The 25,927-nt window shown below is 35.0% G+C and carries 20 protein-coding genes; 12 read left to right on the top strand and 8 right to left on the bottom strand.

What is annotated here, in order from left to right; translation table 11 throughout:
* The first annotated feature begins 198 nt into the window (after positions 1–198).
* Both DU428_RS03585 and DU428_RS03580 read left to right on the top strand, forming a co-directional pair.
* Entirely contained in the window at positions 199–621 is a 423-nt protein-coding gene (locus tag DU428_RS03585; protein WP_072347544.1) for a putative signal transducing protein, read from the top strand.
* A 7-nt stretch (positions 622–628) separates the two neighbouring features.
* Positions 629–1,600, top strand: a complete 972-nt coding sequence (locus DU428_RS03580) for an alpha/beta fold hydrolase (protein ID WP_243633441.1) — start codon at positions 629–631, stop codon at positions 1,598–1,600.
* Positions 1,601–1,672: 72 nt separating this feature from the next.
* Here DU428_RS03580 and DU428_RS03575 read toward each other — a convergent pair whose 3' ends face one another.
* Positions 1,673–3,169, bottom strand: a complete 1,497-nt coding sequence (locus DU428_RS03575) for an aminotransferase-like domain-containing protein (RefSeq protein ID WP_113965814.1) — start codon at positions 3,167–3,169, stop codon at positions 1,673–1,675.
* Positions 3,170–3,243: 74 nt separating this feature from the next.
* Here DU428_RS03575 and DU428_RS03570 point away from each other — a divergent pair, with 74 nt between their 5' ends.
* The 4 genes from DU428_RS03570 to DU428_RS03555 all read left to right on the top strand — a co-directional run bounded on the left by DU428_RS03570 (position 3,244) and on the right by DU428_RS03555 (position 7,682).
* Positions 3,244–5,058 (top strand): TonB-dependent receptor plug domain-containing protein, encoded by a 1,815-nt coding sequence (locus DU428_RS03570; protein WP_113965813.1) that lies wholly within the window; start codon positions 3,244–3,246, stop codon positions 5,056–5,058.
* A gap of 30 nt (positions 5,059–5,088) precedes the next feature.
* Positions 5,089–6,183 carry a biotin synthase BioB gene (bioB, locus tag DU428_RS03565; RefSeq protein ID WP_072347550.1) on the top strand — a complete coding sequence of 365 codons (1,095 nt, stop codon included), beginning with the start codon at positions 5,089–5,091 and terminating at the stop codon, positions 6,181–6,183.
* 71 nt (positions 6,184–6,254) lie between these two features.
* Complete coding sequence (locus DU428_RS03560) at positions 6,255–7,118, top strand: cupin-like domain-containing protein (protein WP_072347552.1); 864 nt, start codon at positions 6,255–6,257, stop codon at positions 7,116–7,118.
* Between the two features lie 33 nt (positions 7,119–7,151).
* A complete protein-coding gene (locus DU428_RS03555; RefSeq protein ID WP_113965812.1) occupies positions 7,152–7,682 on the top strand; it encodes a DUF6646 family protein in 531 nt (176 codons plus the stop codon).
* 147 nt (positions 7,683–7,829) lie between these two features.
* Here the strand turns inward: DU428_RS03555 and DU428_RS03550 are convergent, their stop codons facing one another.
* Positions 7,830–8,300 (bottom strand): regulatory protein RecX, encoded by a 471-nt coding sequence (locus DU428_RS03550; protein WP_113965811.1) that lies wholly within the window; start codon positions 8,298–8,300, stop codon positions 7,830–7,832.
* Between the two features lie 114 nt (positions 8,301–8,414).
* Between DU428_RS03550 and DU428_RS03545 the strand changes: the two genes are divergently transcribed.
* On the top strand, positions 8,415–13,538 hold the full coding sequence (locus DU428_RS03545; protein WP_113965810.1) for a T9SS sorting signal type C domain-containing protein: 5,124 nt from the start codon (positions 8,415–8,417) through the stop codon (positions 13,536–13,538).
* A gap of 351 nt (positions 13,539–13,889) precedes the next feature.
* Here the strand turns inward: DU428_RS03545 and DU428_RS03540 are convergent, their stop codons facing one another.
* Genes DU428_RS03540 through porZ form a run of 3 tightly spaced genes read right to left on the bottom strand, consistent with a single transcriptional unit; the run spans position 13,890 to position 19,379 of the window.
* Positions 13,890–16,298, bottom strand: coding sequence for a TonB-dependent receptor (locus tag DU428_RS03540; protein ID WP_072347560.1), 2,409 nt, complete (start codon positions 16,296–16,298; stop codon positions 13,890–13,892).
* A 1-nt stretch (position 16,299) separates the two neighbouring features.
* Complete coding sequence (gene recO / locus DU428_RS03535) at positions 16,300–17,022, bottom strand: DNA repair protein RecO (RefSeq protein ID WP_113965809.1); 723 nt, start codon at positions 17,020–17,022, stop codon at positions 16,300–16,302.
* The gene (gene porZ / locus DU428_RS03530; RefSeq protein WP_113965808.1) at positions 17,022–19,379 is read right to left on the bottom strand and encodes a type IX secretion system anionic LPS delivery protein PorZ; all 2,358 of its coding nucleotides are present in this window, start codon (positions 19,377–19,379) and stop codon (positions 17,022–17,024) included. Before porZ ends, recO begins: the two co-directional genes overlap by 1 nt.
* A 395-nt stretch (positions 19,380–19,774) precedes the next feature.
* Here porZ and DU428_RS03525 point away from each other — a divergent pair, with 395 nt between their 5' ends.
* A complete protein-coding gene (locus DU428_RS03525; protein ID WP_072347565.1) occupies positions 19,775–20,572 on the top strand; it encodes a THC0290_0291 family protein in 798 nt (265 codons plus the stop codon).
* Positions 20,573–20,641: 69 nt separating this feature from the next.
* Here the strand turns inward: DU428_RS03525 and DU428_RS03520 are convergent, their stop codons facing one another.
* Positions 20,642–21,781, bottom strand: a complete 1,140-nt coding sequence (locus DU428_RS03520; RefSeq protein ID WP_113965807.1) for a cystathionine gamma-synthase — start codon at positions 21,779–21,781, stop codon at positions 20,642–20,644.
* Between the two features lie 118 nt (positions 21,782–21,899).
* Between DU428_RS03520 and DU428_RS03515 the strand changes: the two genes are divergently transcribed.
* The gene (locus DU428_RS03515) at positions 21,900–22,586 is read left to right on the top strand and encodes a PdaC/SigV domain-containing protein (RefSeq protein ID WP_072347569.1); all 687 of its coding nucleotides are present in this window, start codon (positions 21,900–21,902) and stop codon (positions 22,584–22,586) included.
* Here DU428_RS03515 and DU428_RS03510 read toward each other — a convergent pair whose 3' ends face one another.
* Positions 22,587–23,042 carry a DinB family protein gene (locus DU428_RS03510; RefSeq protein WP_072347571.1) on the bottom strand — a complete coding sequence of 152 codons (456 nt, stop codon included), beginning with the start codon at positions 23,040–23,042 and terminating at the stop codon, positions 22,587–22,589.
* 133 nt (positions 23,043–23,175) lie between these two features.
* On the opposite strand from DU428_RS03510, the gene DU428_RS03505 reads away from it, so the two are divergent.
* A complete protein-coding gene (locus DU428_RS03505) occupies positions 23,176–23,532 on the top strand; it encodes an arsenate reductase family protein (RefSeq protein ID WP_072347573.1) in 357 nt (118 codons plus the stop codon).
* On the top strand, positions 23,522–24,415 hold the full coding sequence (locus tag DU428_RS03500) for a DMT family transporter (RefSeq protein WP_072347575.1): 894 nt from the start codon (positions 23,522–23,524) through the stop codon (positions 24,413–24,415). Before DU428_RS03505 ends, DU428_RS03500 begins: the two co-directional genes overlap by 11 nt.
* Here the strand turns inward: DU428_RS03500 and DU428_RS03495 are convergent.
* Entirely contained in the window at positions 24,404–24,883 is a 480-nt protein-coding gene (locus DU428_RS03495) for an acyl-CoA thioesterase (protein ID WP_072347577.1), read from the bottom strand. The genes DU428_RS03500 and DU428_RS03495 overlap by 12 nt on opposite strands.
* A gap of 112 nt (positions 24,884–24,995) precedes the next feature.
* On the opposite strand from DU428_RS03495, the gene DU428_RS03490 reads away from it, so the two are divergent.
* Positions 24,996–25,853: a YicC/YloC family endoribonuclease gene (locus DU428_RS03490; protein ID WP_072347579.1), complete on the top strand. Its 858-nt coding sequence runs from the start codon at positions 24,996–24,998 to the stop codon at positions 25,851–25,853.
* The last annotated feature ends 74 nt before the right edge of the window (positions 25,854–25,927 follow it).

The following is a 25,927-nucleotide window of genomic DNA, read 5'->3' as shown; positions in this document are numbered from 1 at the left end:
GCACAAACAAAAATCTTATCAACTAAAAAGAATCGGGTACATACTCTAATAAATTACCAGGCTGACAATCTATTCTTAACAAACACAAAAATCTAGAAGGTAATAGCTAGCCTAAAAAGGAGTATTACTGAAATAATTTTTAGTACATTTAGTATTCTAAAGCAACAGTAGACAAAACTCCCCTTTATAGGGTAAATCATGAGCGACCTTTTTAAAGTCATAGCTAAATATCAGTACTCGGCAGAAGCGCAAATAATAAAAGGACGCTTAGAATCGGAAGGCATCCCGGTGTTTTTAAGTGATAACCTTACTATAGACACAGATCCTTTAGTGAGTAATGCTATTGGTGGAGTAAAATTGAAAGTATATGCGGAAGACGCCATGAAAGCACAGCATATTCTAGAAAATATACAGAAATATTCTATAAGTGATGAAGGCAAAGCAATAGCTTGTATAAACTGTAATAGCAAACGCGTTATAATGGTTTCTACCATCACAGACTTTAAATCTTTTTTCTCCTTTTTAATAGGATTCCTTTCTGGAACGCTTCCCTTTTACGCAAAAGACAAGTATAAATGTGAAACGTGCAATACCTTATTCAATATTCAAAAAACAAACTAAATAGTTCATGATGCAATCTTTTATTAAAACCCTTTTCGCATTCCTTCTATGCTTACAACTTCCGGCCTTAGCACAACAGGACCCGGAAATATTCGAAAAATTTGAATCTAAATTTTATACTATTGATGGCTACAAAATAAATGTTGAAATGAAAGGAAGCGGCGACCCTATATTCTTTCTTCCAGGCGGACCAGGAAACTCCCACGATTATATGCAAGGAAACTTTGGTCACTACTACAAAACCAATACCGTTGTGTTTTTTGACTGGATTGGTAGAGGAAAAAGTGACGATGCGAAAGATGCTTCGGAATATGCTGTAGAAAAGGATGTTTTACTTATCGAAAAACTAAGAAAGCTCCTAAACTTTGACAAAATATCTTTGGTAGGCCATTCTTACGGTACGGTTCCTGCCCAAGCCTATGCCATAAAATACGCAGATAATGTAGATAAAATGGTGCTAATAAATGGGTTTCACTCAGGTGCCATGTGGCAAGCAAACTGCGACAGCTACAACCACTATGCAAAAACACATTTTCCAGAAAAATGGAAAAAAGTAGATTCACTTCGCGCCCTAGGATATCTTTCTAGCGAAGAGCCTTTAAAATCCCTTTACGGAAGCTTTCCTACCAAGTACATTTATTACCACAACACAAAACTGAAGCAAAATGTACCAAAAGAAAAATTTAGAGGCTGGGCTAATGATGTATATACAACCATTATTGGTGTAGATGGCGATTTTCACGTTGCCGGAAGCATGATTAACCAAGACTACAGACGAAAATTAAAAGATGTAGAAGCAAAAACACTCATTATCGCTGGTCGTTATGATGGGGTTTCTACTCCAGAATTTGCCGTGCAATACAAAACATTCATGCCACAAGCACAATTTGTAATGTTTGAACAAAGTAGTCACAATCCGTATTTAGAAGAACCTGAAAAATTCTATACCTTATTTGACGAGTTTATGGAGATAAAATAATTTTCAAAAGAATCATCCAGCAGCTATTTCACTTCTAAAACGGTAAAATAGCTGCTTTTTTTATGCTGAAGCCTAGCTTGAAACTTCACGGTAAGATTCCTTTAAAATAGTAATTACCGCTTCTATTTCATCTTCGTTTAAATGCCCGAAACCTAAACGTATCGCACACACCTCTCTATTTTGATACAATATGGTTTTTGGCAAAAACAAATCTTTTTCCTTTGCTTTTTCAGCTAGTTTAATCAGGGAAATAGTTGGAGAAAATTGTAACCAAACCGCTAAGCCCCCCACAGGAACTTGCCACGTTGCAACCTCTTTAAAATGCATGTCTAACGCCGCACATAAACAATCTCGTCTTTGCTTATAAACAGTAATATTCTTTTTTATTAACCGATGTATTTCTCCTTCCGAAATAAGCTCTTGAAGCATTTGTTTCTGTATCAAATCTCCTTGCCTATCTAACAGCTGTAAATAGTTTTTGGCTTCCTTAATAATGTTTTCAGGAGCAACAACAAATCCAATTTGAAAACTAGGAAAAAATGACTGCCCTAACCTTCCTAAGTAAATTACAACTCCTTCCCCGTCAGAACTAGCCATAGGCAACATAGCAGATCCATCAAACTGAAAATCATAATCAAAATCATCTTCTATAATTGCAAAACCGTAAGCTTTGGCAAGCTGTAATAATTTCAATCTTCTTTCTGCTGAAAGGCTTACCGTGGTTGGGTATTGCCTATGTGCACAAACATACACACAGCGAATGCGGTTTTTAGTGAAGTTTTTTTCAATAAAATCTACATCTATACCCTGTGCATCTACTGGAATAGGAATAATATTAGCTCCTGCTTGCTGAAAAATCATATTCGATTTATAAGAACTCAAATCTCCAACAAGAACCACAGCATCTTTTTCTATCAAAAGTTGCGAAACGATATACAGACTCATCTCAGTGCTTCGCGTACTTACAATATTATTCGGTTGTATATGAAACCCCCTTGTAGCATTTAAATAATTACGCAACTCCTTACTAAAAACAGCATAAGACTGTTCTTGCGGCTGGTTCCATTTAGAAACTAATCTTGATCGTTTCATAGATGCGCTATACCACCTAGAAAACGAATGCGTAGGATGCAAACGCAAATCTGCTTGCCCATCGTTAATTACATATGTACAGGTAGAAGATTCGTCGGTTGATGCTAAATTAAAAGAGGATTGAAAAGGAAAACCGGCCGTCAAAGGATAAGCGGTTAAATGCTCTAATCCCTGTGAAACACCTCTTAAAGCAGCAGTTTTTCGTTCTGGCTTTAAAACAAAAGTTCCTTTATTGGCCACAATATCTACCCAACCTTGGGAGGCAAGCTCCTCATAAACAGCTACTGCCGTGTTTCTGTTTATAGAAAATAGTTCTCCAAACTTTCTAGTTCCCGGCAAAGCAGCTCCTTCAGGTAAATATCCACGCTGAATAGCATTAATCATTTGCTGCGCTATTTGTATATAAATAGGTGTATTGGGAGATTTTTCGAAAAAAATCAAAGATTGTAACATTTCCTCAACCGGACTATTTATCATTTTAAAACTGGACCACTTTAGTAATCCGGAAAGGTAGTAATTTCGCCGCTCAAAAAACAAGAAATTATCTTATTATGAAATGTATACCAGTATTTCTTTTACTTGCCATGTTTTCCATAGCAACACAGGCGCAAAATTTAGAGCAAGAACAACTTCTAGATTCTGTAGTTATAACCTCAACTAGAATCGATTTACCTTTTTCTGAAAATTCTAGAACCATAACCGTAATTACAAAAGCAGATATCGAAAAAAGTGCCGCAAACAATGTAGCTGACTTACTACAACAGATGGCGGGAATAGACATTAGACGTAGAGGAGCAGACGGCATGCAAGCCGATTTATACATTCGTGGCGGTGGATTTGATCAAACCTTATTATTAATTGACGGAATAAAAGTGGAAGACGCGCAAACCGGACACCACACCATGAACATGGCACTTCCTTTAGAACTTATCGAGCGCGTAGAAGTCATTAAAGGTCCTGCTGCAAGAGTTTTTGGACAAAACGCTTTTACAGGAGCTGTTAACATCGTAACAAAAAAGAATACCCAAGACCAAGTTTCCATAAACGCACAAGCGGGATCCTTCGGACAACTGCATGGTTCGGTTTTAGTGGCTAGCCAGTTTGAAAATTCTTCACATATCGTGCAAGTTTCAAGAAACACCTCAGAAGGATATAGATATAATACAGATTATGACAATCAGAATTATTTCATCAAGAGCGCCTTCAATACAAACCACAGCCCCATCAACCTAATTGCTTCTTTTCAAGAAAGAAAATTTGGAGCTAATGGCTTTTACTCAAATCCTTCAGCAATCAACCAATACGAAGAAACACAGGCTAGTTTAGTTGGAGTTTCCACAGAAATAAGAAACGAAAACCTGACGCTTAGACCAAAAATATATTGGAAAAGAAACCAAGATATCTATGTTTTTATAAGAGAAAACCCTGCTGTTTACAGAAACTTACACCAAACCAATAAGGTTGGAGCTTCTCTAGATGCTTCCTATACTTCTAAAATGGGGCTTACTGGTTTTGGGGTAGATATCGCAAAAGTATATTTGTCTAGTAATAATCTAGGGTCTAGAAATCGTTTTATGACAACCCTGTTTTTAGAACACCGATTCAAACTAGCTCAGGATAAATTAGACATCACACCGGGAGTTGCTGTAAACTATTTCTCAGATTTTAAATTTCATGCCTTCCCTGGTTTAGACATCGGATATAAATTAAATGAAGATTTAAAAATCTACGGAAACATAGGATATACCTACAGAATCCCTACTTATACCGACTTATATTACAGCGATCCTACTACCCTAGGAAATGAGAATTTAGATCCAGAAGAAGCTATTGCAGAAGAACTAGGAGTAAAATACAATACCGGAAGATTTAATGCTTCACTGGCTGTTTTCAACAGAGATTCTAAAAAATTAATCGACTACGTAAAAGAAAACGAAGCAGATTTATGGGAAGCAAGAAACCTTAGAGATTTAAATACAAAAGGAATAGAATTAAACACCTCTTACAAATTCAATATAGCTGGGTTTAAGCAACAAATAAAAGCAGGTTACACCTTTTTAGAGGATGATTTAGAAGAAGTAAACAACTTTTCTAAATATGCTATCAACTCATTAAAGCACCATGCAACTGCCGCATTACAAACACAGTTTATCAAAAACCTTTCTCATAATATTATTTATAAATATGCCGAAAGAGCTTCAGGAGAAAGCTATGCTGTGGTAGATGCTAGTGTAAATTACACTATGAAATCTCTAGAACTTTCAGTTACAGCAAACAATATTTTCAATACAGAATATACCGAAACCAACCTGGTGCCAATGCCAAAAGGAAACGTATTATTTGGAGTGAAATACCTTTTCAAATAAACCGCTAACACCACCAATTCCATATTCTCCATGAGCAAGATAAGACACAACTGGACCACAGAAGAAATTCTAGATATATACCATAAACCAATGATGGAGCTGCTTTACGAAGCAGCTTCTGTGCACCGCTTACACCATGACCCAAATACGGTGCAAGTCAGTACGTTACTTTCTATTAAAACCGGCGGATGCTCCGAAGACTGTGGGTATTGCCCACAAGCAGCCCGTTACCACACCAATATAGAAGGAAACGATTTAATGACCATACAGCAGGTAAAAGCACAAGCCCTACGTGCAAAAGCTGGAGGTAGTTCTCGTGTTTGCATGGGTGCCGCTTGGAGAAATGTAAAGGACGGAGAAGAATTTGACCAGGTTTTAGAAATGGTTCGTACCATTAATAAACTGGATATGGAAGTTTGCTGCACCTTGGGGATGGTTACAGAAAACCAAGCAAAAAGACTAGCAGAAGCAGGATTATACGCCTATAATCACAATTTAGATTCTTCAGAAGAATACTATAAAGAAGTCATTTCAACACGTGGTTTTGAAGATCGTTTACAAACCATAAACAACGTGCGTAAAACCAATGTTACCGTTTGTTCGGGTGGAATTATCGGTATGGGAGAATCTATCAAAGACCGCGCAGGAATGCTAGTAGCTCTTTCTACTTTAAATCCGCAACCAGAATCTACTCCAATAAACGCCTTAGTAGCTGTGGAAGGTACTCCTTTAGAGGACCAACAACCTGTAGAGATTTGGGACATGATTAGAATGGTTGCGACAACCAGAATCGTATTACCAGAAACACAAGTGCGATTAAGCGCAGGAAGAACACAAATGTCTAGAGAAGGACAAGCCATCTGCTTTTTTGCAGGGGCAAATTCCATATTTGCAGGCGACAAACTTTTAACAACGCCTAATCCTGATGTAGACCAGGACATGAAAATGTTTGAAACACTAGGCTTAACACCACAAAAACCCTTTACCAAAAAAGTACAACCACAAACAGTAGAAGCTGCCGATTCTAAACTAGAAGCTTTAGGCGAAAAACCAAAATGGACAAGACCAGGGCATAAAATAGAGCGCAACGAGTTAGCAAAACAAAACCGAAAAACACATAACTAGTTAAAGTATACTTAGGAAGATTTTAAAGTCCTTAGGTTTTAGTAACTTTGTACCCTTTAAAATCTACCATATTGAAACTGAATCTTAAAGAAATTCCTCGCGTTAAAGACATTAGTAAAGAGGACTTTATAAAAAACTACTTTAAGCCACAAAAACCCGTGGTGATAGAGCAGTTTATAGAAGATTGGCCTGCGTATAGCAAATGGAGTTTAGACTATATGAAGGAAGTGGCTGGTGATAAAACAGTTCCTTTATATGACGATAGACCGGTAGACTATAAAGATGGTTTTAACCAAGCCCATGCCACCATGAAAATGAGTGACTATGTAGATTTGCTAAAACGGAAACCTACAAAATACCGCATCTTTCTTTGGAACATTTTAAAGGAAGTACCGCAGCTTCAAAAGGATTATTCTTATCCCGATTTTGGATTAAAACTAATGAAGGGCTTACCTATGTTGTTCTTTGGAGGGAAAAATTCGCATACCTTTATGCATTATGATATCGATTTGGCGAATATTTTTCACTTTCATTTTGAAGGAAAAAAACAATGTATCTTATTCGACCAAGACCAGAATGAGTATTTATATAAAATTCCGCATTCCTTAATCGTTAGAGAAGATATTGATTTTTCGAATCCAGATTTTGAAAAATGGCCAGCATTGCAACATGCAAAAGGATATATCACCGAATTAAATCACGGGGAAGTTTTATATATGCCAGAAGGATATTGGCACTATATGAAATACCTCACCCCAGGCTTCTCCATGAGCTTACGAGCTATAGCAAGAAACCCCAAAAACCTAGGAAAAGCAATTTACAATATTGTTATTATGAGGCATTTTGACAATTTGATGCGAAGAATAAAAGGGCAAAAATGGATAGACTGGAAAAACAAACAAGCAATAATTAGAACGCATCAAAATTTTAGCTAATTTTGCACTTTACCAAACTTTAAATCTATAAAAATGAAAAATATTTTAGCAGCAATTGCATTGTTTAGTGTGAGTTTCATGCACGCACAATCTTTCTCTGGAAGCGGAGATCAAAAAGTACAAATCGGAGCAAATTTCCAAAATAATGCTACCGGAATTAATGTAAGTTATGATTATGGTTTAGGAGAGAATATGTCTATTGGTTTTACTTCTTCTTACGCTTTAGGTATTCCAAGTGAGTTAAAAGAAGATAGGTATGTTGCTGGTGTAAAAGTACAAGACAAAGCAAGCTTTACAGATCGTTTTGATTTAAAAGCGCGTTTTAATGCTAATATTGGAAACGTTCTTAATATTGATGAAAACTTTGACCTATACCCAGGATTAAACCTAGGACTAAAGAACTTTGGTTCCCACCTTGGAGCACGTTATTTCTTTTCAAACGGTTTTGGAATATACTCTGAGTTAAACCTACCAATAGCTAAGTATAATACAGATAAACTAACGGCAGCAGAGAAAATTCATAACCAATTTACGGTAAATGCAGGAGTAGTATTTAATCTATAAGAGGAAATACTAAATAATATTCAAGCTGATTTTCTATCCTACTAAGGAATAGAAAATCAGCTTTTTTTATGCCATAAATGAAAGGAAAAATACGCTCTGTATTTTTAAATAGAAAAGAGAAATACCTATACTTTGCTTTTAAGTAATTTAAAACAAGGCATTCACTTTATCGTAAACCAAATGACTTTCCCAACCTCGATAAAGCAGGAAGTCGGCAAGTTTTTTCTTTTTCTTAAACGGATTGCTTTCTTTTATAGTAGCTGCTTTTTTTTCTGCTAGAGCATGAAAACTTTCTAAATATTCGGCCGGTTCTATTTCTTTTAGCGCGATACTAATAATCGTCTTACTAATGTCTTTTCTCCTTAACTCCAAGGTAATTCTTTGTTTCCCCCAGTGCTTCATTCGAAACTTGCCACGAACAAAAGCCTTTGCAAAACGCTCTTCATTTAAAAAATTGTGTTGCAGCAAATGCACAACAACAATATCAATAGCCTCGGGTATCATGCGCATTTTCTGCAGTTTATCAACAACCTCCTTATGGCAGCGTTCTTGATAAGCACAGTAATTTTCTAGCATTCGCTTAGCTTCCTCTAAAGTATAGGTTTTAACAGAATTCATACCCGCAAGATAATAACAATTTGTTAATGTTTAATCAACTCTCAAACAACCACATATATATATTTTCGCTATATTTATAGACTTGTTTTTGAATTAATCCAAAAACCCTCCCTTATGATGAAGAAGTACGCACTAATATTTTTAGCTTTCCTAGGCTTTAGCTTGTCTAGCTTTGGGCAATACTCTGGTACTGGAACCTTTACTAAAATCAATTCTTTAGCTGAGTTAACAGATGGATATTATGTAATTGCTGAAAGCGAAGAAAAGTATGCTATGAATAACTTCCATACTGGAACGTTTCTAGAGCGTACACCGATTAACCCTATAAGCTCTACAATTACTGACCCTACAGGTACTATTGTGTGGAAAATTGAAACTAACGGCTCAGGAAGAACCATTTACAATGAAGATACTTCTAAATATATTTCTTACACCGGAAGTTCTAATAATGTACAAATTGTTGACAATGTTGCAACAAATAATCAAAGGTGGAACATTACATATTCCGGAGGATCCTTTATTTTTTCAAATGTTTCAATAACGAGTAGAGATTTGCAATATAACTCTAGTGCCCCAAGGTTTGCTTGCTATACTGGTAGTCAAAGAGATTTGTCTTTATTTAAACTAACGGTTCAAACTCCAACCATAACAGCTACACCAACCACATTAACAAATTTAGATTACACTGTTGGTTCAGGGCCTTCAGCAGCACAAAGTTTTAATGTAACAGGAACCTTATTGGTGGCAGGAACCACTATAACTTCTAACTCTACCAATTTTGAGGTATCACTAACGGAAGTTGGTGGCTACGCTAACTCTGTTGCCGTACCCGCAGGATCGCTTAATGGCACAACAACCATTTACACACGCTTAGTTGCCGGCTTAGCTATAAATACTTACAGTGGTACCTTAACTATTAGTAATGCCACTCCTGGAATAGGCACAACACCCACTATCAATGTTAGTGGAGAGGTACTGCCTACCACAGAAACAATAACCGTTATACAAGCCACAGGAGGAACTATAACACCTGGAACAACCACTATAAATACTGGAGCTAACCAATCCTTTACCGCAACACCAGATGCTTGTCATACTTTTAGTCATTGGGTCGTTGATGGCACGGCTGCTGGTAGCGCCAACCCATACACTTTTACTAATGTTACAGCAGATCATACCGTTACTGCCGTTTACACGCAACACACATACGATATTACAGCAACTGCTGGACCTAACGGTACCATAACACCTACAGGAACTACAACTCTTAATTGTAGAGACAACCAAAGCTACAGCATCACAGCAGATACTGGCTACGCAGTAGCAGATGTTTTGGTAGATGGCGTATCTGTGGGGGCAGTTACCTCTTATGACTTTAATAATATAACACAGGCACACACCATTAGTGTAACCTTCGCAGTGTATACGGCACCTTGTTTAGAAGAAAAATTTGAAAGCGGATTGCCTACATCATATCAAAATGGCTCATGGCCTTTATCCTCAGGTACCTGGTCTGGTACCCAAGTTATAAGAGGTAATAATAGCCATACTGGATCTTATAGTTGTCAAATAAGATCACAAACTGGCTCTAACATTACATCTCCTGAAGTAGCAAATGTTCAGTCTATTACCTTTTGGGCAGCTGGAAGTACTTCTTCAAGTAGAGTTCAAGTTAATTACTCCACAGATAATGGCGCAAATTGGAATGCAGCTCCCGAATCTCCATTTACATTATCTACTTCATTTAATCAATATACAGCAACAATAAATACAACTTCAAATACAATAATACAGTTTTACAGAACAAATGGAACTGTATATATTGATGACATAGAATTTCATTGTGACACCCCATGTACTCCTCCTGCAGACCCTACGGGAACTATTACTGGAGCTACTCCTGTTTGTGCCGCTAGTACTTCTCTAAACTTTTCTGGTACTGCCCCATCTAATGTTACCTATTATTGGCAAAATAGCTCCCTAGGAGAGTCGCAAACCAACGACGCGGCAAGCAACTTAACCGTTACAACTTCAGGAGACTATTACGTTAGAGCCTATGAAAACGTAGAAGGATGCTGGTCGAATGATGAAGTGGGACCTTATTCGGTTTTTGTAAGCTCCTCCGCACCTATTATTGATACCAATCCAAATGATATTTCCGCTGGCGTTGGAGGTTCTGCTACCTTTTCTGTAACAAGCGCTAACGGAGCCAATTATCAATGGCAAGTATCTACCGATGGAGGTGGAACCTGGTCTAATATTGGAACAGATAACAACTCCCTCACAATAACCAACGCACAACTTGCAGACAACGGTAATCTATATCAGGTTATCGTAACAAACGCCTGTGGAAGTACAACTTCTAGCACAGCAACATTAACAGTAACAACATCCACTATATTTAGTCCTGGAGAATTAATTTTTGTTGGATATGACGGACAAATTAATGGTAGTGGTGCTAACGATGAGTTTTTATTAGCTACTTTAGTGGATATCACACCAGGAACAGAATTTTCATTAGTTAACTCGCGCTACGAAGCTGGTGCTCCAGCAAATGTAAGAACCCAAAAATGGGGAGGGGGTAGTAATGATCCAAGCGAGGAACCTTTTGAAACAAAAATACAATATAACGGGACTTCTACGATTCCTGCAGGATCAGTGCTTAGGTTTAATGTAACAACCACTAATGCATTTTTGGTCTATGCTTACGTTACTATTGGTACAACCTCTACAGATAGAACAGCTGAGTTTAGCGCAAACGTTACTTTTCCTGGCTCACATGCTAATATATCTACATCAGGCGATGATCAACTGTACTTAATGCAAGGAGATTTCACTTTTGATGGCACTACCGATGCTAATGAGGCAAATTACTACTTTAGCGGGACACTTTTACACGGTATTACTATAGGAACCCCTTGGGTGCCTTTATCTAGTGCTTGTTCTGGAGTAAATGGCAGTACAGGAAGACAATCTCGTTTACCAGCAGAACTTAGATGTTTTAATGTGGTTAGCGAAAACTCTATTAGAGGGTATTACGAGAATGATAAAGAGCATGGCTTAGCTACTTTAAGGGAAATAGTAAACAGTGTGTCTGATGTAGCAGGAAACTGGAACTTAACTGGCTATAATTTTGACCCAACAGATAATACCGCTGCAAGTGGAGGAAAAACCTTTAACATCAACCCAAGTAACCCGGTAGGACAATGGGTAGGTGATGTTGACAATAACTGGTTTAACTGTGCCAATTGGGAAGGACTAGCGGTACCAAAATCCAATACAAATGTACAAATTGATGCTACTTCTTTAAATAATGCTGTTATAGACCATACAGCAAACTATTCCAATGAGTTTAATGATATTGCATACACAAATAATATAACCATTTCCGGGAATAGTGTAGTGCTTGAGGGAGATGCTAATAATGTTTTAGAAGTACATGGAAATCTAATATTAGATAGTGCTGGCACCTTAGACATGGACGATAACAACAATACTACTCCAGATGGACAATTATTTCTGTATGGAAATTGGACAAATAATATAGGGGAAGCTGCTTTTAATGAAGGCAATGGTACGGTTATATTCACAGGAAACAACCCGCAAATCATCAATAACGTTACACCAATCGGAACAGAAGAGTTCTATAATGTAATTCTTAATAACGATTTTAATACCAATGTTTCTAACAATCTATTCATGCATGGAAATCTTACAGTGAACTCAGGATTCACAGCAACAGTGGACTCTAACGACTATATACACGTGCATCATAGTTTAAATAATAATGGCACCTTCAATATTTTAGATAGCGGCTCCTTAATACAAGTAGATGATGCCGGGGTAAACACAGGTAATATAAGCATGTTACGAAACACACAAATTAGACGTTTGGATTATGTGTACTGGTCATCACCTGTTAGCGGTTTCAATGTAAATAACATATCTCCTGGATCTCCAACAAACCTTATTTTTAAATGGGGGCCAACAGACACCAATGCGAATGGTACCCAAGGAAATTGGATTAATGCAGCAGGGGAAATCATGGAACCTGGGCTTGGATATATTGTTAGAGGACCTAACTCTTATAACAATACTGCTGCTCTATATACTGCAGAATTTAATAATGGCGTGCCATTTAACGGATTAATTTCACGGAATGTTTCAAGAGGTACTAACCCTACAAATGAAGACGATGACTGGAATTTATTAGGGAATCCCTACCCTTCTGCTATTAACGCTTTAGAATTCCTAAACAACACGGCAAATACTGCCGCTTTAGATGGCTTTGTAAATATTTGGACACATGGTACCTTACCATCTAGCGCCATCCCAGATCCTTTTTACGAAGATTTTGTATATAACTATACTTCCAATGATTATATTACCTATAACGGTACAGGTACAACCAGTGGCCCTTCAGGGTTTAACGGATATATAGCTGCCGGACAAAGTTTTATGGTAAACATGAATAACGGTCCTGCCACAACACTTCCTATTGAATTTAGAAACAATATGAGGGACAAGTCCTACGATAATACACAGTTTTATAGAAATGGTAGTATTGAAAAGCATCGTATTTGGCTAGACTTAGCTCCTGAGAATCAGCCAGCATCTCGTATTTTAGTAGGCTATGTCGAAAATGCAACACAAGAACGCGATCGTTTATACGACGCAATCACCGATACACAGAACTTCTATTCCTTAATTAATAACGAAAGATTTGTGATTCAAGGTAGAGCACTCCCTTTTCAAGACACAGATGTGGTACCAATAGGAGTTAAAATAGCTTCCCCTGGTAATTACACCTTTGCAATCGCCTATGTGGATGGCTTATTTGAAACGGAGAATCAAAATATTTATATAAAAGACAAGCATTTAGGTTACATACATAATATATCCAATGCACCCTATAGTTTTTCTATAGAAGCAGGGGAATTTAATGATCGTTTTGAAATTGTATATAGAGAAAATGCACTTTCTACAGAGGAAAACGAACTAAACACCGGACTAACTATTATAGAATTGCAAGATGGCGATGTACAGTTTCAAGTTTCTAATAATGTAGAAATTAAAAATGTAAAAATTTACGATGTACTAGGCCGATTATTATACAACCTACAAGGAAATAGCAGCACCGAAGTGTATAATTTAAACAAGCTAAGCCAGTCAACCTATATCGCAAAAATAACCTTATCCAACGGAATTGTTATTAGTAAAAAAGCAGTAAAAAGATAGTTTTTTAAAAAGCTACAAGATCAAAGCCTACTCAATAGAGTAGGCTTTTTTATTTACGCTAAAATGGAAAATAAAAACCAAATTCAGCAAGCACAAATCAAAAAAACAGATGCACCATAATCCATAGATATTAGCTAGATTCCCTATAGGTATAGCGTATATATAGCGTATGTATAGCGTAGATACTTTATAGTAGACTCATAGTAACCCCATAGAAAACCTATAGAAAACCTCAAAAAACTAGTATCCAAGGTCCAAACGGAAAGAAAGAAATCCAGGAACTACAATAGAATTTTCAAACAGTAAAATAAAACAGACTTAATAACAAGGGAAACGAACTAGAAACAGTAGTTAAATACTATAATTTAAAGAGAGAATAAAGTTTCTGCCTGGAGAGGCAATTCCTGAAGAATACGTTTTATAACGTTGGTCAGTTATATTCTCTAAGCTAGCGCTTAGTGTGGTACTCTTTAATAGTTGTATTTGTGCACGAAAGTTTAGCGTGTACCAAGAAGGAGAATATGGGTTTCCGTTACTATCTAGAGCATACATATAATCCTTGTCTTTTTCAGATGGCGCTAAATCCGCAAAAGAAAGTTCCTTATTATATTCTGCAAAAGCATCAAGCTTCACTTTTTTATTTTGCCAAATAAAATGGGTGTTTCCAAAGTTTGGAGCTATATGTCTAACAGGAACTTCAATATTGTTTTCTTCTTCCGTACCGCCAATAATATTGTATTGACTAGTAAGCTGAAGTTTTTCAGTCAAATTTGCTTTCATACCAATTTCAAAACCATAAATCCAGGCTTTAGATGCATTTTGAATTGCTTGCACTTGGCTTAATTCGTTATTATACATTATTTCACTTTCGCCATTCAAGGTAAAATCACGTCTTACCAAGGCATTATCTAAATAGGTATAATAACTTGCTAAATCTAGTATAATTTTATTACTAAAGTCTAATTTTAAACCAAGCTCCCCATTATAAGCATACTCCGGTTTCAAGTTCTCATTTGGCACTACAACGGCTCCTGGTTCACTATCAAAAACCTTACCTACATCATCTATGTTTGGTGCTCTAAATGCTGTAGAAGCGTTTAATTTCCATTGCATGGTTTTATTAGGTAACCAACTAATTCCTGCAGTACCCGTAACTGCTCCTGTACTACTTTTTGTAGTATCAAATGGAAGGTTTAAATAGACGTTATTTTCGGTAAAATCTGCCTTATAGCTAACGTAGTTATAACGCAAACCAGATTGCAAAACAAACTTAGAATTTGGCTTATATTTTAAACTTGTATACACTGCTGCAGATTGCCAATAAGAATCGTCTGGGTACCTGGTTAAAATAGAACTTGTTTCATTAGCATGAATGTCTTTTGTGTATGCTTCTGAATTTACCTTATTTAAAACATACTCTACTCCATAAAACATTTCGGTTTTAGCACTTATTTGTTTTTCAAAATCTAAATTAGCGGAATAGGCATTTACACTTTCCTCTTTATTTCTTTGTGAGCTAGATTGGAAATTCCTGTCAATTCTACTTTCTTTAAAATTCTGAAAAGCAGATACAAATTTAATTTTATCATATAGAATAGCTCTACTACTTAACTTAGTAAAACCCGCATTGGCCATAAACCATTTTTGCGGACCATAATTCCATTCGGCAGAACGTAATTGATCTCCTTTATAACGAATCAATCTATCATATCTAGGAAAATCGGAAGTTGCAGAATAATACAAACCAAAATCAAAACTCAGGTTTTCTTTTGGTTCAAAACGTGCTTTCTGCATAAAGTTCATTTGATCGTAACCTGAAAATCTCTGTACTCTTGGATTGCTATTCTGTACAATAACATCTTCCCCATTATTCGTTACAACATATTCTGGCCTTAAATAATCATCAGGACCATGTTTACCCATTCTTAAATCATCAAAAGAAGTAAAACTAGCATTGGTTAAAAATGCCCAATTTTTTAGTCCGATATTAAAATCTAAGTGTCCCGTTTTTTCATTAGAAGCAGACGCATACCTAACAGTGGCATTGGCATGAAACTTTAAAGAATCTGAATAAGATAGTCTTGGCGTTTTTGTATAAAAACTCATAACACCTCCAATAGCATCACTACCATAAATAATAGATCCTGCACCTAGAGTTACTTCCGTATTTTCAATACTAAAAGGGTCTATCGAAATCACGTTTTGCAGGTTTCCTCCTCTAAAAATAGCGTTATTCATTCTTACGCCGTCAACTGCTAATAATAATCTGTTGGTTGAAAACCCTCTAATCATAGGGCTTCCGCCACCTAATTGACTTTTCTGAATATACACCTGACCGGATTGTTCTAGTAAATCGGCACTTGTTTGCGGATTAGCAAATTGAATACTATTGGCACTTATGTTTACAATTTTCTGCGGAATATCTCTTTTACTCTGTTTAAATTTAGAAGCAGAAATTACCACTTCTTCTAAACCATATGAAAGTGGTTCTAAGGTTATTATTGAAGAATTGATTTCTGTTTTAATCACAGAGAACTCATGATAAGAAAGATGCTGAAAATATATACGCTCTCCACTCCTAAATGCATATAAATTAGCTACTCCGTCAAAATCTGTAATCGTGCTAGAAGATTTGGATTTATTATAGATAGCAACACTTGGAATAGGCTCTCCTGTTTCTTTATTTAATACCGTAATTTGTTGGGCTTGAGAAAAAATGCTTGTAAAAATACAGAGAACAAGAAAACTAAAATATTTCATGCTAAGTGCTAAATAATTGGTTAAAAACTTCTAAGGATTTAGGTTTTTTAAAACTTCCTAAATGCAAATCGAAATAAAGCAACAACATAGCTAAAAACTCCTGTCGCTGTTTTGCGTTTATTTTGATAGACGATACATCATCAAAAATTGTGCCCAGTAGCTGTTTTAGTAGTACTATCTTTTCTCCTGAAATACTATAAATATCGGTTGGCTTATCTTCAAACCTACCTGCATGTAAATTAAAATAGGGTGCTTGTATATTATTTGTTTCCGGATAAAAACCAAGGTGCTTTGTTAGTTTCAATAAAAATAACAAATGGAAATTAGAGCAATTATCTTCAATATCTAATACTTGCAAGGAGGTTTCTAGATATTCGTAAAGTGCTTCATTTTGTTCCTCTTCTTGTAAAGAAGCGGAAAGCACTTCGGCTAAAAACATAACTATAGTGCTTTTTACAATATGATTATGTAAGGTAGCATACACCAAATAAGGTTTCACTTCTTTTATATACTGAAGTGTTCTATTATTCTGATAATTAATCTCTAACTGTAATTGCGTAAGAAGTTGAAAATATGCGTTTTTTAACTTCCCTGATTTGGATTTAAGAATGCCTTTTAATAAGAAACTAACAACGCCAAATTGTTTTGTGTAACACTTTACAATTAAGTCGTTATCCCCATACTTTATCTTAGATAAAACTATAGCATTGGTTCTAACAATCATTATCGCACAACCATTATTTTTAAGACCTTCGTTTCAAAGGTATCTAAGTCTGAAAGCATAACTAAATATACTCCAGAAGCCACGGTATTATTAGATAGGTTCTTACCATTCCAAAGGGCCGTTCCACCATCAATTTCTAGGTTATACCCCTTGTACCTGGAATTGGTTCTACTCTCTGCTTCTGCAACTAGATTACCTTCAATATCTGTGATTTTAATATTTACATTATCTGAAATTCCTTTAATCTTTATTTTATCCTGTGCCATATTAAAGCTTGGCCTAACCGGATTAGGATACACATAAGCATCTGCTAAATTATCACTTGTAGAAGAACCTCCGGCCTTAAAGGAAACCAATCCTTTTTCTGTGGCAATATAAACCGTACCGCTGGAAGAATCTATAGATAAGTCTACTATATTATTACTAGGCAAAGGAGAGTTTACCTTAGTAAAATGATAAATCGTTTCTTGTCCATCAGAAGAAAAATAAAACAGCCCAGAACCTATAGTTGCAACCCATTTATTGTTGGAGCCATCTACTTTTATATCTGAAACAAACTGCTGATACAACAACTCTTCTGCCACGCCATTTTCTAAAATAATTATCTGATTAACGGTAGGATTTGGATCGGTAAAAAATGAAGATGAATTATACAATACTCTTAAACCTAAATTAGTTCCAACCCATACTTGATTTCTATTATCAACAGCTACAGCAGTTACCAAAGGCGATGGCATATTTTGTTCTTCAGTATAAATGGCTCTTATTTTGTCTCCCGAATTATTTTCGTTAAACCCCATTAGCCCTAGTTTGTACCCTCCAAACCACTTGGTACCATTACCATCTATTTCTATATCACTAAAACCCCATTCATCATTTAGCCCATCTAAAATTAACGGGGAAAAATCAAAGCTCTGCCATTGATTTGTTGCAGGATCATATGTTTTTAAAGGCTTTTGCACCCTTCCTGTCATCGTCCATAACAAACCGTTTCTATCAAAAGTAGCAGCACTTTGTCTAATACTCGTATAATCAGGACTACCTGGAACTACCAAAGACTCTAATCCACTATTAGTTTGGTCATGTAAAACTACAGACACATCGCTTTCAACTTCTAAAATCCCATCTTGAAAAGAACTTATAAACACGTGATTTTCCACAAAAGGGTTCACAGAAATTTTATTTAAATTCCTTGCACCTAAAACACTATCAAAAGGAATATTTATCCAAGCTTCATCTTTTAAATGACTAAACCCTCTTTTTCTCATAGGAGAGGGTGTATAGAAAAGGTCATAGTCCCCGAAAGTAACCCAAAGGTTATTATTTACAGCTTCCAATGAAAATGCTTGGTTTAAAAGAGGGCCATCTGGGACTATTTGATCAAATGTTATAGGACTTAATAATGATGTTTTGATTAGTCCCGAATCTATAGTACCAATGTATAAATAATCACCACCAATTGTTGCTGAGGTAAATTCTGAATTAATTTCAGGATTACTATTTGATACATTGGCTAATAAGTTGAAAGCAACATCATAAACAAATACATCTTTTTTAGTAGTAACAATTAAATAATCATCTACACTTCTTACATCAGTAGTTTGATCATCATATCGGACTAATTCTGTTAATCCATTATCTCCTAGCTCATAAAAAAACCTATTAGATCTACCTACATATAAATTATCACCATTTGTCTCAACAGAATTATACCATCCACCAGGCGCTGCTCTTACCCATTCATTAAAGTCAATTAAGTTGAAACTATTTACATTTGCTTTGACTACACCTCGAGAACTAATACTTGCCGCATAAATAAACCCTTCAAAAACCTCTGTTTGCTCTATTATGACTTGACTTCCCTGATCACCTATAAAATAAGTATCCCCAAACTCCAATCGGACTAAATCATATACGGATATTCCAAAACCTGTTGAAATATAAACCACCCCCTCATACTCATTAAAATGATTAATATTTTTATCATTAGGGGAGATGGTAGGCTTATCTAAAATATCAACAACAGAGAGTACTCCTGTTTCCGCATCATCAAAAACAATCTCTATTAGGCCATTTTCGTAACCAACAAGTAACAACTCGTAAATTTCACTATAATGAATTGCAGAAATAGTTTCTCCAGACAATCCATTAATAGTGGTAATCGTTTTAATCTCATTGGTTAATATATCATAGCTAAATACCGCGTTTTCTGCTGCAGCAAATATTTTATTATCTCCCTGCGAAACATCTTTAATATTATAATATGAAAAATGAGCTTGCCATTGAGCAGTGTAGTCTTGCGCAAAATGTACTATAGGAAATAGCACAATTAATAGAAATGTAATTTTTTTATACATAAATTAAATTTTCAGCACCAAATATATTTATCTCTAACGAGTTTTATGGTAAAATAATATATTTAAACCGAAAAAGCTTCAAAAAGAATAAACCTTCTTGAAGTCTCAAAACTCTTATGAATCATACTAATTAAAAATAGAAATACAATTCCAATTAATTTCTTTAACAACAAAAAAGGAACCTCACACCCCGAATTATAAAGAATATTTAAAAATAATGTTATTTTTTTTTGTTTTTATCAATTGATATTGCATAATCTTTTATTAGATTTGACTTATAAAAATAATTTCTTTGCATTATAAAAACAATCAAAAATGTATTTCTTTTTGATTGTGAATATGTTGATAAATTATATATTTGTTATGCTATTATGCTCTAATTTTGAAATCACACCATGCTTAACCTAAAACAATTAACTTTAATTCTGTTCTTAATTGCAGGGACTTATTCAGCATTTCCACAGTTAGGATTTTCGCATGAAATTGGCGTAATTGCTGGCCCTGTAGCTTTTCAATCTGACTTTGGTGTTAGAAAGGATTTGAAAACAGACGCAGGAAACACCGGAGTTGGAATTGGAATAATTCACTATATCAATTTCGCCTATAGAGCAGATTGTAACTGCTACTCTACAGACACCTATTTTAACGACCACTTTAAATTAAGAAGTGAGATTTCTTGGAATAAAACAAAGTTAGATCATTTTGGTCAATGGGTTGACAACCCTAAAAGAAGTTACGACAAACTACGCAGTCATCATGGAGAAGCTAATAATTTTGATATTGGAATGCAGTTAGAATACTTCCCTAGAAGTATTCGTTCCTTTCAAGCTTTTGGTTATCAATTTGCTCCTTTTGTTAGTTTAGGTGTTCATTATACATCTTACAACCCTAAGGTTTACACAGATGAACCTGACGGAAATATTTCAAACCCAAACAACTTTTTTGGACCATGGGTTAACGGGCAAAGCTCCGTTTCAAATGTGATTAGCGATAAACCTGGAACTACCTGGTCTACTGTAGGAAGTGTTGGAGTAAGGTACAAGCTTACCGTACTTTCCGATTTAATGCTAGACTTAAGGTGGCAATATTACTACAGCAACTGGATAGACGGTTTAAATCACACCTTAGACTCAAACAAAGCTAACGACTGGCTTGTTTGGTTGAATTTTGGATATATTTATTATTTAGATTAAAACACAAAAACATACATAAGTAAAAAGCTCTAGTTTAAAACTAGAGCTTTTTTATTCTAATAAATCGAATTACCCTAGTGCTTGTTCTAAATCTGCAAGTAAATCTGCTTCATCTTCAATACCTACACTTAGCCTAATGAGCGAGTCTACAATTCCTGTTTTCTCACGCTCCTCTTTAGGAACACTTGCATGCGTCATACTTGCAGGATGTCCAGCAAGAGACTCAACGCCACCTAAAGATTCTGCAAGAGTAAACACCTTTAACTTTTCAATCACTTTAATAGCTTCGTCATAGTTGTTTCCTTTAGTACTAAAGGATAGCATTCCGCCAAAATCTTTCATTTGCTCTTTTGCTATTAGATGATTTGGATGGTTTTCAAAGCCTGGCCAATACACATTTTCCACTTTAGGGTGCTTTAAAAGATATGTTGCAATAGTCTTTGCATTTTCACAATGACGCTGCATTCTAACATGCAAGGTTTTAATACCTCTTAAAACCAAAAAACTATCTTGAGGACCACAAATGGCTCCACTAGCATTCTGTATAAAATATAGTTTATCTGCTAATACTTTATCCTTTACCACCAAAGCCCCTAATACAACATCACTATGACCTCCAAGGTATTTTGTTGCAGAATGCATTACAATATCAGCCCCTAACGATAATGGCTGTTGTAAGTAAGGTGTTGCAAAAGTGTTATCTACTGCCAATAAAACATCATGATTCTTTGCTATTTTAGCAGTAGCTTTAATATCAATAATATGCATCATTGGGTTTGTCGGCGTCTCTACCCATATTAACTTAGTGTTTTCATTAATATAGCTTCCTATATCCCTTGCATCCTCCATTCCAACAAAGTGAAACTTAATCCCGAACTTTTCAAATATTTGAGTAAACAACCTATAAGTACCTCCATACAAATCATTTGTAGAAACTACTTCATCACCTGGTTTTAAAAGCTTTAAAACAGCATCTATAGCCGCTAGACCAGAACCAAATGCTAGACCATAATTTCCGTTTTCTAAACTTGCCAAAGCATTTTCTAAGGCGTTTCTTGTAGGGTTGTGCGATCTAGAATATGCATACCCCTTGTGCCCTCCTGGAGTGGTTTGCGCATAAGTTGTAGTTTGATAAATTGGCTGCATTACAGACCCATATGCTGGATCTAATTCTTGTCCGCCATGAATAACCTTCGTATTAAATTTCATATCTATATTTCTTATAAAACAAAAATAACTTTTAAGTCGCTGTATTCAAACGGAAAGAATATCTTTATACTTACATTAATCATTAATACTTTTTACTTTGAAGTTTTCCCGTTTACTAATGCTGTTTATAATACTAACTGCTTGTCAGAAAGACAATAAAACCATTGTTTTTTCTGAAGTTAACATACTAAATGAAGACACCGCTGTTATTGAAATTAATATGCCAAAAGCGGAAGCAGAAGAAGAAATTGCATCTAAAATTAATAGAAAACTAAACGACTTTGTTTCTGATGCTTTACACATAGAAACCGAAAAACAAAAAAAAGAAACTATAGAGGAAAGCATACAAGCATTTAAGGATGCTTATAGAAACTTCAATACACTAATTTCAGAGGAACTAGAAAATGAACTACCAGTATGGGAAGCATTAATTGACGGAGAAGTAATTTATAATAAGGAAAATATTATCTGTATAGCAATGAATGCTAGTATAAATACTGGAGCTGCAAATACAAGCATGGTTTTCCGTTTCTTAAATTTTAATCCAAAAACAGGAGACCTACTTACCAATAAAGATTTACTTACAAACGAAGTAGAATTTACTGCATTGGTTGAAAAATATTATACCGAAAAAACAAACACTTCTTATATTAATAAGGATACATTTAGCTTACCTAATGCCTTAGGATTTACCGAAGATGGTGTTATTATTCTTTACGACAATTTTAATCTCGGCGCTTTTGAAAAAGAAATAATTGAATTCACAATTCCTTATTCAGAAGTAAATGATTATTTAAAAATCTAATTACAAAGACTTTCTTAAAGCTAAAATATACCCCAAGTGAATGCCTTCATGAAAGTTATTAAAGTGAATGGCTTCTTCTGCATTTGTTAAGGTGCTACCAGTACTAACGGTATATTCGGTATATTTTTGAAACAGATTATTGTTATAATCTTCACGCATTTTTTTAATAGTACTAAATAAGAATCCTGCAATTTCATCAATCTCTTCTTGACTTACATCTCCTTCGGTTTTTGTTCCTTTTCTATAGGTTTCAATCATTTCATCAGACAGAACCGAAGGCAAACCAGATAACTTATAAACTAACAATTGTTGGGTGACGATAGTATGGGCTATATTCCAAATAATATTATTACTAAAGCCTTCTGGTACTTTGTTAAGTTCTTCTAAAGAATGATTATCTATAAAGTTCTTAAGTAATTTTCTATTTTTTAATGCAATTTCAAAAGCCCAATCCATTTCTATAATTTTTCTGTAAAAGTAATTATTTTTTTAGTTAAAATGAACGTACTTTGTAGCTCAAATATTTCAACAACAGCATTCTTTTTCATCTGAAAAGAATCTAAAGCCTTCTGCTTTTGCAGGAAATACCATGAAAAAAGTATATCATTTAAAAACCTGTAGTACTTGTGTAAGAATTTTAAAGGAACTAAACCTTCCTTCCGAATTTATTTTACAAGACATTAAATCTGAAGAAATTACCGTAGAGCAACTAGAACAAATGCAAGAGTTAGCAGGTAGCTACGAAGCGCTTTTCAGCAAACGAGCTAAACTGTACAAGGAAATGGACCTAAAAAACCAAAACTTAACAGAGAAGGATTACAAACACTACCTTTTAGAGCATTACACCTTTTTAAGTCGACCAGTTTTTATTATAGATAACGCAATTTTTATAGGAAACTCTAAAAAAAATATTGAAGCAGTAAAACAAGCACTTAATGAGCAATAGAACCTTTGCTTTATTTGCGGTTTTTACAGTTCAAGTCATCTATGGTTTAAACTTTACATTTGCAAAATTTGTAATGAATGAAGGCTATATAAAACCTTTTGGTTTTGTATTACTTCGTGTTTTAGGCGCTGCCATTTTATTTTGGATTTTAGACTCCTTCATGCCTAAAGAAAAAATAGACAAAAAAGATTACAAAACTTTTGCACTTGCAGCAGTATTTGGCGTTTGTACCAATATGCTCCTATACTTAAAAGGATTAGAGCTTACCACACCTATTCATGCATCGGTAATCATGATAACAACACCTATCATTATTTTGGTATTTTCAGCATTGTTTCTAAAAGAACGAGTTACCGGTTTGAAAATTCTTGGTGTTCTACTTGGCTTTGCTGGAGCAATAATACTTTCTGTATACGGAAAATCCACTCGCATTGGAGACAATGTGTTTTTAGGAAACATCATGATTTTTCTAAATGCCGTTTCCTATAGTGTTTACATCATTATCATAAAAAAACTAACCAAAAAGTACCACCCTTTCACCTTTATAAAATGGTTGTTTTTATTTGGCTTTATTATGGTTTTACCTTTTGGGTATCATGACATTTTAGAAATCAAGCTAGAAACATTTTCGCCATACGTATACTTTGCTGCAGGATTTGTAATTATAGGCGCAACCTTCTTTACCTATATGCTAAATCCATTAGGTCTAAGAAGTCTAAAGGCTTCAACTGTTGGTACGTTTATTTACCTACAACCTGTAATAGCAGGTGTATTTGCACTAGCAATGGGTGTTGACACAATAAGTGTAGTCAAAATAATTGCTATGCTTTTAATATTTTCAGGGGTGTATTTAGTGAGTAAAACGCCTAAATTACAGAACTAAGTTTTTAGGAACTTTCCCATTTGCTCTAGTGTCTTCTTTTGTAAGAACTTTAAAACCTTCCGCTTTAGGAAATTCATTTGCTATATCTATAAGCTCTTGAGGAAGTTTGGTCATCTTACGAGCAGTAAGGTCAATCCATGCTCCAAACATTTCACAATGCGCGATGTTTTCGCCTTTATGATTATAAAAATTATGCTCAAACTTAAATAGCATACCGTCCTCACTTAATCCAGAAACTTCTAAACTAACGGTTATTGGCTGCCCTAAAAATGCTTCTTTGAAATAATACATATGCTCATAAAAAACAACAGGCCCAAGATTATATTTTGCAAGCTCCTTTAATGTAAAACCTTTCTCCATAAGAAAAGCCATTCTGGTATGACTCATAAAATTAGTATAGGCAGAGTTTGCTAAATGTCTATTAGCATCAATATCACTCCAACGAATCTCAAATTGTTTCTTGTACATAGTATAAATTTTAGACAGCAAAATTACAAAATTTTATTATGCGTGCATATTATAAAACACTATTTGCTAAAGCTTAAAATTAGTTACCTTTGTACATCTTAAAACAAAATGTATGATTCATTCTATGACAGGTTATGGTAAATCTGTTTTACAATTACCAACAAAAAAAATCACCTTAGAAATTAAATCGCTTAACAGCAAAAACCTAGATTTAAACGCTAGAATGCCTTCTATCTATAGAGAAAAGGAGTTAAGCCTACGTAAACTAATTGGAAAAGAATTAGAACGCGGAAAGATTGATTTCTCTATTTACGTTGAAATGACTGGTGAAGAAACCACAACACAACTAAATAAACCTGTTGTAAAGCAATATATCAACCAGTTAAAAGAAGTAGTTGACGGAGACGAAACAGAATTACTAAAAATGGCTGTTCGTTTTCCAGACGCTTTAAATACAGCGAAGGACGAGATTGATGAAGATGAGTGGAATACTATTTTAGATGAAATTAAAGTAGCTTTAGAGAGAATTCAAACCTACAGATTAGACGAGGGGAAGGTTCTTGAAGAAGATTTTAGAAATAGAATTGCATCCATTTCAAATTTACTAGAGCAAGTAATAGCTATAGATCCAGAGCGTATTGAAGGAGTTCGCGAACGTTTACGTAAAGGAGTAGAAGAATTGAAAGAGAAAGTAGACCAAAACCGTTTTGAACAAGAACTAGTTTACTATATCGAAAAATTTGATATTACAGAAGAAAAAGTTCGTTTACAAAACCACTTAGAATATTTTGTTTCTGCCTTAAATTCTGAAGATTCTAACGGAAAAAAACTTGGGTTTATTAGTCAAGAAATTGGAAGAGAAATAAACACCATCGGGTCTAAAAGTAATTATGCACCAATGCAAAAGTTGGTAGTACAAATGAAAGATGAGCTAGAAAAAATTAAAGAACAACTTTTAAACGTTCTTTAGACTACAATAAAAAAACAACACAAATAAAAACTAAATTTTATACCATTAAAGGTATAAAATAGGTTGCGAACCTT

Source organism: Oceanihabitans sediminis (genome assembly GCF_003337215.1).
Classification (GTDB): Bacteria; Bacteroidota; Bacteroidia; order Flavobacteriales; family Flavobacteriaceae; genus Oceanihabitans; species Oceanihabitans sediminis.
Note: the sequence above shows the minus strand (reverse complement) of the source record. Positions and strands in the feature narration are given on the sequence as shown.